Annotated in this window: 8 protein-coding genes; 5 read left to right on the top strand and 3 right to left on the bottom strand. The window is 36.6% G+C overall.

What is annotated here, in order from left to right; translation table 11 throughout:
• Nucleotides 1–339: 339 nt before the first annotated feature.
• Together CD036_RS10535 and CD036_RS10530 are read left to right on the top strand one after the other, a co-directional pair.
• The gene (locus CD036_RS10535) at nt 340–1,821 is read left to right on the top strand and encodes a catalase (RefSeq protein WP_167868062.1); all 1,482 of its coding nucleotides are present in this window, start codon (nt 340–342) and stop codon (nt 1,819–1,821) included.
• Between the two features lie 20 nt (nt 1,822–1,841).
• Nucleotides 1,842–2,171 carry a hypothetical protein gene (locus CD036_RS10530; protein ID WP_103388611.1) on the top strand — a complete coding sequence of 110 codons (330 nt, stop codon included), beginning with the start codon at nt 1,842–1,844 and terminating at the stop codon, nt 2,169–2,171.
• A gap of 53 nt (nt 2,172–2,224) precedes the next feature.
• Here CD036_RS10530 and CD036_RS10525 read toward each other — a convergent pair whose 3' ends face one another.
• The 3 genes from CD036_RS10525 to CD036_RS10515 form a co-directional block, all read right to left on the bottom strand.
• Nucleotides 2,225–3,652, bottom strand: coding sequence for a YhgE/Pip family protein (locus CD036_RS10525; protein ID WP_103388610.1), 1,428 nt, complete (start codon nt 3,650–3,652; stop codon nt 2,225–2,227).
• A gap of 173 nt (nt 3,653–3,825) precedes the next feature.
• On the bottom strand, nt 3,826–4,344 hold the full coding sequence (locus CD036_RS10520) for a transcription repressor NadR (RefSeq protein WP_002509613.1): 519 nt from the start codon (nt 4,342–4,344) through the stop codon (nt 3,826–3,828).
• Nucleotides 4,331–5,437: a cysteine desulfurase family protein gene (locus CD036_RS10515; protein WP_021459340.1), complete on the bottom strand. Its 1,107-nt coding sequence runs from the start codon at nt 5,435–5,437 to the stop codon at nt 4,331–4,333. Before CD036_RS10515 ends, CD036_RS10520 begins: the two co-directional genes overlap by 14 nt.
• An 86-nt stretch (nt 5,438–5,523) precedes the next feature.
• On the opposite strand from CD036_RS10515, the gene CD036_RS10510 reads away from it, so the two are divergent.
• From CD036_RS10510 to nadA, 3 genes are read left to right on the top strand one after another with little or no spacing between them, the layout of a single operon-like run.
• Complete coding sequence (locus tag CD036_RS10510; protein ID WP_021459339.1) at nt 5,524–7,104, top strand: L-aspartate oxidase; 1,581 nt, start codon at nt 5,524–5,526, stop codon at nt 7,102–7,104.
• Nucleotides 7,049–7,882 carry a carboxylating nicotinate-nucleotide diphosphorylase gene (gene nadC / locus CD036_RS10505; RefSeq protein ID WP_103388609.1) on the top strand — a complete coding sequence of 278 codons (834 nt, stop codon included), beginning with the start codon at nt 7,049–7,051 and terminating at the stop codon, nt 7,880–7,882. The genes CD036_RS10510 and nadC overlap by 56 nt, the downstream gene beginning before the upstream one ends.
• On the top strand, nt 7,882–8,982 hold the full coding sequence (gene nadA / locus CD036_RS10500) for a quinolinate synthase NadA (RefSeq protein ID WP_002509609.1): 1,101 nt from the start codon (nt 7,882–7,884) through the stop codon (nt 8,980–8,982). The genes nadC and nadA overlap by 1 nt, the downstream gene beginning before the upstream one ends.
• The last annotated feature ends 41 nt before the right edge of the window (nt 8,983–9,023 follow it).

Raw genomic sequence — 9,023 nt, 5'->3', positions numbered from 1 at the left:
TGGGACGACGAAATCATTTTTTCAAAATCAGATTTCTGTCCCACTCCCTTTTGTGTAGACGTTAATTATAATTATCAGTTATATCTAATGATTATCAATTTAATCAACAAAATAATATAAAATTATCGACAATACAGGAAAAGTTGATATAATAGATTATAATAATTACAAAAAAGTAATTGTTATAAAGTGTATAACTAATGAGCGATTAAGTGTGACGGTTAAAGCATAAAGTGGAGCTCGTAGTTATAGCTTTAAATATGATTACACGTAAAGTGTACGCGCGACACATCGTTATCATAGAGACATCAATATATAGAATCGAGAAGGAGTATAGAGATGAATAATAAATTAACAGGTTTATTCGGGACACCCGTTTCAGATAGAGAAAATAGTATGACAGCTGGTCCAAGAGGGCCTTTAGTAATGCAAGATTGGTATTTCTTAGAGCAAATGGCACATTTTGATAGAGAAGTTATTCCAGAACGTCGTATGCACGCTAAAGGATCTGGAGCTTTTGGTACGTTTACTGTAACAAATGATATTACGCAATATACTTGTGCAGATATCTTTTCAGAAGTTGGTAAACAAACAGAAATGTTTGCACGCTTTTCAACGGTAGCTGGTGAACGTGGTGCTGGTGATGCAGAACGTGATATCAGAGGTTTTGCCTTGAAGTTTTATACTAAAGAAGGGAACTGGGACTTAGTTGGTAATAATACGCCAGTCTTTTTCTTTAGAGATCCTAAGCTATTTCCAAGTTTAAACCATGTCGTGAAACGAGATCCAAAAACAAATATGAAAAACCCACAAAGTAATTGGGATTTTTGGACATTGTTACCTGAAGCATTACACCAAATCACTATTTTGATGACTGATAGAGGTATTCCAAAAGGTTATAGACATATGCATGGATTCGGCTCACATACATATTCAATGTATAATGCTGAAGGCGAACGCTTCTGGATTAAATTCCACCATAGATCTCAACAAGGTATTGAAAACTTTACAGCAGAAGAAGCAGAACAAGTTATAGCAAAAGATAGAGATTCATCACAACGTGACTTGTTTAATGCTATAGAAGAAGGGAATTTCCCTAAATGGAAAATGTATATTCAAGTTATGACAGAAGAACAAGCACGTAACCATAAAGATAATCCATTTGATTTAACTAAAGTATGGTATAAAGATGAATACCCATTAATCGAAGTAGGAGAATTTGAGTTGAATCGTAACCCAGAAAACTACTTCCAAGATGTAGAGCAAGCAGCGTTTGCACCAACTAATATCATTCCTGGTTTAGATTTTTCTCCAGATAAAATGTTACAAGGTCGTTTATTCTCTTATGGTGATACACAACGTTATCGTTTAGGTGTGAACCATTGGCAAATACCAGTCAATCAACCTAAAGGTGTTGGCGTAGAAAATATTTGTCCATTTAGTCGCGATGGTCAAATGCGTATTTTGGATGGCAATCAAGGTAGCAGTACACATTATTATCCAAACAGTTACGATGCCTTTCAAGATCAACCACAACACAAAAAACCTGCATTAGAACTGGAAGGCAGTGTTTACGAACATGATTTCCGTGAAGATGATGATAATTATTTCGAACAACCTGGGAAACTATTCCGTTTATTATCAACAGAACAACAACAAGCATTATTTTACAATACCGCAAATGAAATGGCACCCGTTACTGATGAGTTGAAACATCGTCATATTAGACATTGTTATAAAGCAGACGTACAATATGGTCAAGGCGTTGCACAAGCAATGGGTATAGACATCAATGACGTAGATCTAGAAAAAGCAGATTAATCTATAGATGAGGTGAGAGCATGATTTTAGATAATGTAAATCCGGATGATTTATATCCTACAGAAACAAAAGGACCAGCAGTACTAGGTGACATGCCTTATACGATACAAGGTACAGAACATATATACCAAGGTGCATATATTGCAACGAATGAACGTTTAATTTTAAACGTAGATATGGATGGTCAATTTTATTATAGAAGTATTCGTTATGATGAATTACAACATATTTCACATGATGAGTCTTCAGTAGAATTACGTTTTGATATCGGTGCCTTTCCTATTTCTAACATTGAAAAAGGCGATACAGCAGCTTTTGTTGACTATGTAAAAGCACAAGCACAACTGTAAATAAATACAAAAAAGCCTATCAATCTATCTCGGATTGATAGGCTTTTTGTAATTTAATCTAATGTTTGCGTTTTAGGGAATTTGTATTTCATCATCCAGCTAAAGAATAGAACAATCAATGATACGACAATTAAAATAATAAGATATATCACTGCATCATGATATGGTATTGCTCCTGTGAAGCCGAAGATACTTTCTCTAATTCCTTTAATCACATAAGTCATAGGTAAGATAGGGTTCAGGAATTGGAAGAAACCATTTGACGTTTCAATTGGGAATGTACCTTCACTTGAACCTAATTGTAAGATTAATAACATCAAGGCTAAAAACTTACCGACATTACCTAATAGTGTTGTTAATGTAGTGACAAGGAACATTGAGGCTAAGCCCCATAACACAATTAAAAATGTGAATCTTACAATATCGTCGATTTCGATTTGGAAGACAAAGACAAGGAACAGCGTTAGGATTGCACTAGTCACAATACTTTGAATTAGGAAGAGTAAAAATTTACTGATAAACGATTGCACGACAGAATTGCGTGTTAGCATATTTTTGCCCACTGGGTATACAGCACTGAAAGTTATAGCGCCGACAAATAAGCTCACAGCAATAATGTATGGTGCGAAACTTTGACCATAGTTTTCAACTTCAGTAACATCTTGTTGCTTCATATTTATTGGATCTGCAACATACTCTGCATTTTTTTCTTCAAAATGTGTATCTGAAGACTGTTGCATATTTGCTTTAAGGTTATTATTTAATTTTTCATTGTTTTCTTGTAATGAAGCTAAACCGTCAGTCACTTGGGTATTGCCTTGTGCAATTTGACCTACTGCATTTGGGTTTAAAGGTTTCAGTTGTTCTAAACCAGCTTGCACTTGTTGGTTACCATCTATCAACTGTTGTTCAGCATTATTCATGTCATCTAAGGCTTGGATTGTTTGTTCATTACCTGCGATTAACTTTTTCATATTGCTGAATACTTCCTTAGTATAAGTGCTACGAATTTCATCGCTTAATTTTTGTTGGATACCTGTTGCTGATTGGCCACCGATATTAGCACCGATATAATTATATCCAGGATTAGTTTTCACTGTGATATTAGCTTTTTCGGGTTGTTCATCTAATAGTGTGCTTGCTTTTTTAGAAGTGTTTGCTGGTATCTCTATATAAGCAAAGGATTTCCCTTTATCGATATTTTGTTTCGCTGCTTTACTATCTTTATGAAATTGCCAATTAAATTTATCATTTTTTTTCAATTTATCTTCGAGTTTATTACCAATATTAATATGTTCTCCATTGATTTTGGCTCCGTCATCTTTATTGACAATATCTACAGTTAAAGACCCTGTTTCATTATATGGATTCCACATCGACCCGATAAAGACAGCACTATAGATTAACGGTATTAAAGCTATGGCAATCATAGAAACGAGTTGGAAAGGGTGTTGTTTTAAGTATTTTAAATCTGCAAACATAACTGTTCACGTCTCCTTTAAATAGTTGTGCACCTTGTATATAATACATTTTTAGTTTACAGGGGTCAACAACTTTGCGTAATTAAATTTAACAAAATTAAAACACTAAAAGAACTGTGTTGACGGGCCAGTATATGGTAACGCTAACACAGTTTTTTAGTGCAATAGTAATTTTAGTCAACGATAAAGGCGTGCTGTTTTAAATCAGTGATCGCATTGTCTAAAATTTTTTCGGTGTGTGCAGAAATGGTATGTAAATGCACGCCTTGCGTAAGATTAGCGAGCATTTGACCTTGGTATTTCGTCATTTGTGTTAAAAATTGTTGTAAATCTTCGTTAGTTTCAATCATTAATTTTGCTTTGATGGTGCCATAAACAGGATGGTCTATAGCTACATCATCTATCATTGCCCCGTTATCTAAAATGATTTGTAATTCTTGAGCCATCCTATCGCGTGTATGTTGGCAGGCGATGACACGTTTGAATGATTTACCTTGAGGTTCTTGATTGAGAATATAACCTTTACTTGTGGCATGTATAGTATAATCTTGTGATTTTAGTACCGAAATATCTTTGACGATAATTTGGCGAGAAACAGCAAAGTGTTCGCTAAGTTGTTTGCCACTCAGCGGTGTAGTAGCTGATTCAAGTAAATGTAAGATTTGAGCTCTACGCTTATTAGGTGTATCCATAGCTTTCGTCTCCTTGAATAAGTGTGTGTAAATGTTGGAAACACGTCGCAATATCTTGTTGAGTCGTATATTTTGAAAATGATAAACGTAAATATTGGTCGTGTACATGATTAGGTATTGTCTTTATTTTAACCTGTAAACCGTGACTTAACAACATACCATGACCACAAGCGGTACCGGTAGATACACAGATGTTTTTACTGGCGAGATACTGCATGACATATTGCCCTTCGAATTGCGGTGAGAGGAGCGCTAAAATATGTGGCGCAGTTTGATCGTACTCAATAGGAGTGAAACCTGAGGCTATCGCTTGTTGTAGTGCAAAAGATTTGATTTGACTAAGATAATCGCTATGTGTATCCATAGATAGTGCTTTAGTCATCGCAACTATACTTGGTGTATCTATTGTGCCATTTTGTGTCGCAGATTCATGTAAGTAATGGCTGTTTAATGGTTGAATGTAACTATGGTCTATCAATAAAAATCCTGCACCTTTCGTACTGTGAAATTTATGACCTGAACCTACATAAGAGGTAATAACATCTAATGTGAGGTTCGGTACTTTGGTAATTGCTTGTACGCCATCGACATGGACCGGAATAGCAAATTGGTGCGCTAAAGTTGCAATTTCACTAACTGGTAAAATATATCCTGTTTCTGAATTAACATGCTGCATGATAATCAAGGCAACATCATCTGTTAATAGATGTTGTGTTGCACTGACATTAATAGCACCGTCTGCTGTCAAAGGTAGCGTCACGATATTAAAAACATCTTCGTAAGGTGCTAATGCTGCAGCGATTGATGGATGTTCATAAGGCGATACTAAAATTTGGGTTTTAGTTGTATGCTCCAAATAACTGCGGATAGCAATGTCATTAGCATGAGAGCCACTGCGCGAGAAAATAACTTCTTTATCAGTATGAAAGTATTTTTGAATATAGTAACGACATGATTGTAAAAGCTGTGAGACATGTAAACCACCCACATGTAAACTTTCGCTATTATAAAAAGCGTTGGTTTGTGTATCGTTGAAAATCGTTAATATTTGAGAATCAGGTTGTGTAGTTGATGCATTGTCTAAATAAATCATAGGCTTACCTCACTTGTATTATAATCGGAAATATGTAAATATATGTGTATACTAAATGTAACATAAGTGTAAAGTTAGGTGTAAACATGAAAAGAATTATTTTAATTGGCAGTGGTCTTGCTGCGCTATCTTTTATTGAAGCATTAGAAGAAGATGTACACGTTATTTGTCTTACTAAAGACAGTAAAACTACAAACAACAGTTATTTAGCTCAAGGAGGTATTTGTTTTTCAAAATACGAACATGACTCTGGTGCATCACATGCGCAAGACACATATGAAGCTGGTCATCTTTTAGGTGACCAGCGTGTGATTACGTCGATGATTTGCGCCAGTTATGAAGCTATTCAAAAATACATAAATCAAGGTATCAACTTTGATCGACAAGTAGACACTCACGATTTTGACTGGGCTTTAGAAGGGGCACATACGGTACCACGCATTTTACATATAGGAGGAGATCGTACAGGGTACGGCTTAATGCAACATCTAACAGCATGCCTGACTCGACATTCGCACATCACTACTTATGAGCAAGCTGAAGTCATTGATTTAGTGCATGATAGAGACGGCAAGATATGTGGTGTCTATATGTTTGATCAGAATAACGAATTGCAACAAATATTAGGACATGAAGTTGTATGTGCAACCGGAGGATATAGTAATATTTTTCGTCATAATTCTCATGCTGCGTCGACAGTCAGCTCGGGTCATATTATTGCTTTTCATCATGGGGTGCCATTACGGCATATGGAGATGATTCAATTTCATCCTACATTATTAGGTACGCCAACCAACAATTATGGCTTGATTTCTGAAGCGGTTCGAGGAGAAGGCGGTATTTTAAAGAATGCACAAGGCGTTCGCTTTATGGATGATTATCATCCTTTGGGTAGCTTGGCACCTAGAGACATTACAAGTAGGGCGATCTTCGAACAGCACCAACAATGCTATATAGATATTCGTCAGGTACGGGGTTTTAAGCAAAGATTTCCCGGGATATATCAACAAGCACAACGCTATTGCTCAGATGATTATTCGAAAGGATACCTACCAGTAACTGTTGGTGCACATTATACAATGGGGGGTATTAAAACAGACCTAGCAGGCCGTACAAATTTACCTCATTTTTATTGTATTGGTGAAGCAAGCAATACTAACTTTCATGGTGCGAACCGTTTGGCAAGTAATTCTTTATTGGAAGCTATTGTAATGGGGCAACATTGTGCTGCAGTGATTAATCAACAGCCCAGCCGTCCACTCGTAGATCCTCAACCGTCGTTAGTGCAGATACCTAAAATTTCTGAGGCTGTGTTAAAACCACTACAAGCAGAAAACGAGGCTATACTTGGGATTGAACGACATGGAGCGTGTATGACAGGTTATTTAACACGTTTACATCAGGCTTTAGAGCAAGCTGAGCATATCACTCTAACTCAACTTACACCCACATTGTGGCAACGCTATGTCAGAGTAAAAATGTTAGAAATCATCTGTGAAGCTGCCTTACATCGTACAGAATCTCGAGGTGCACATTATCGGTTAGATAAACCAAAGATGCAAACAGCATTACAACAAATAGACATTGAAATTGTAAAGGGGGAAGACATGCATGCTCAACATATTAAGCGTACAAGAGAAAATCAAACAGTTTTACCTGGAAGATAATCATTATGGTGACTTAGCAACGAGTATTTTTGACACAACACAACGTGGCACTATGAATCTAATTGCCAAAGAAAGCGGAATATTTTGTGGTGAGGTCATATTACATAATAGTTTTACATTGTTAGAACCAGAAATAGCTATTGAGTTATATATTGATGATGGCGATCAAATACAACATGGACAACATATTGCTAAGATTAGCGGCAAAATACAAACGTTACTCACTATGGAAAGAATTGTCTTGAATTTAATTCAACGCATGTCCGGTATAGCAACTAAGACACACCAGATGGTTGAGCTTATTCAGCATACATCAGCACAATTAGTTGACACTCGTAAAACTACTCCCGGATTGGGCATGTTTGAAAAATATGCGGTACGCGTTGGGGGTGGGGTAAACCATCGTCGCACACTTAATGATGGAATTATGTTGAAAGATAATCATATCGCAGCACAACAATCATTAAGTACAGCAGTGGCTATGGCACGTCAATTGCAAGGACCGATGGATAAAATCGAAGTAGAAATAGAAGATGAAACGATGCTACAAGCAGCAATAGCAGCAGAAGTTGATGTGATTATGTTTGATAATCGACAACCAGCATGGATTGCGGAACAACTGTCACATGTGCCAAAACATATCAAAACAGAAGCTTCTGGTAATATTCAACAACATAATATTGTAGCTTATGCCGAAACAGGTGTGGATTATATTTCTGTAGGTTCACTCTTTTATGCGACACACGCACTCGATATTTCAGCAAAGGTGGTTTTATAATGTTTAATCCAATATTAACGGATGCACAAGCGTTACCAGAATACTATTTACAACTTTCAAATCAAGAATTAGAAGAAAAAATTTGGCGTATTAAGGAACAATTAGGGTCACAGTTGTTTATGCCAACCCATCACTACCAAAAGGATGAAGTTGCACAATTTGCAGATGTTATGGGAGACTCATTAGAATTGGCAAGAATTTGCCGCACGAATACTGAAGCGCGTTATTTTGTGTTTAATGGTGTACATTTTATGGCGGAAACTGCAGATATTTTGACGTCTGAGGATCAACATATATATTTGCCTGACTTGTCAGCTGGATGCTCGATGGCAGATATGGCAAACATTACACAGGCACAGTATGGCTATCATTATTTAACAGAAATGTTAGGAGATAATATTTTACCGTTAACATATGTTAATTCTACAGCAACGATCAAACAGTTTGTGGGTGAACATGGAGGGTCATGTGTGACCAGTGGCAATGCAGCTACAGTCATACAATGGGCTTTGGATCAAGGGCAGCGTATTTTATTTTTGCCAGATCAACATTTAGGTCGTAATACTGCCTATCAGCTTGGTGTGGATTTAACCGAAATGGCCGTATGGAATCCTTTGACTAAGAAATTAGAATACGATGGCGATAGTGACAATATTAGAGTTATTTTGTGGAAAGGTCATTGTTCCGTACATGAAAAGTTTCATGTTAGTCATATTAAACAAGCACGTCAACGTAACCCACACGTGAATGTTTTAGTACATCCAGAATGTACATTCGATGTGGTCCAAGCAGCAGATTATGCTGGTTCGACTAAATATATCATTGATAAATTAAATGATGCACCACAAGGGAGTGAATGGGTCATCGGTACAGAAATGAATTTAGTAGAGCGTTTGAAAAAGCAACACCCTGAATTAAATATTCGTTCATTGAATCCGTTGATGTGTGCGTGTTTGACGATGAATCGCATAGATTTACCACATCTCGCATGGTGTCTGGATAAAATTCAACAAGGTGATTTATCGAACCGTATCGCAGTCGATAGTAACGTGGCACATAGTGCCAAACAAGCTTTAAATCGAATGTTAGAATTAACCTAATATAAAAAAATCAGCACCGTTCTCAGAGTTGTGAACGGTGC

The sequence above is a fragment of the Staphylococcus arlettae genome, assembly GCF_002902345.1.
In the GTDB taxonomy this organism is placed as follows: Bacteria; Bacillota; Bacilli; order Staphylococcales; family Staphylococcaceae; genus Staphylococcus; species Staphylococcus arlettae.
This window is presented reverse-complemented; position numbering and strand designations above follow the sequence as displayed.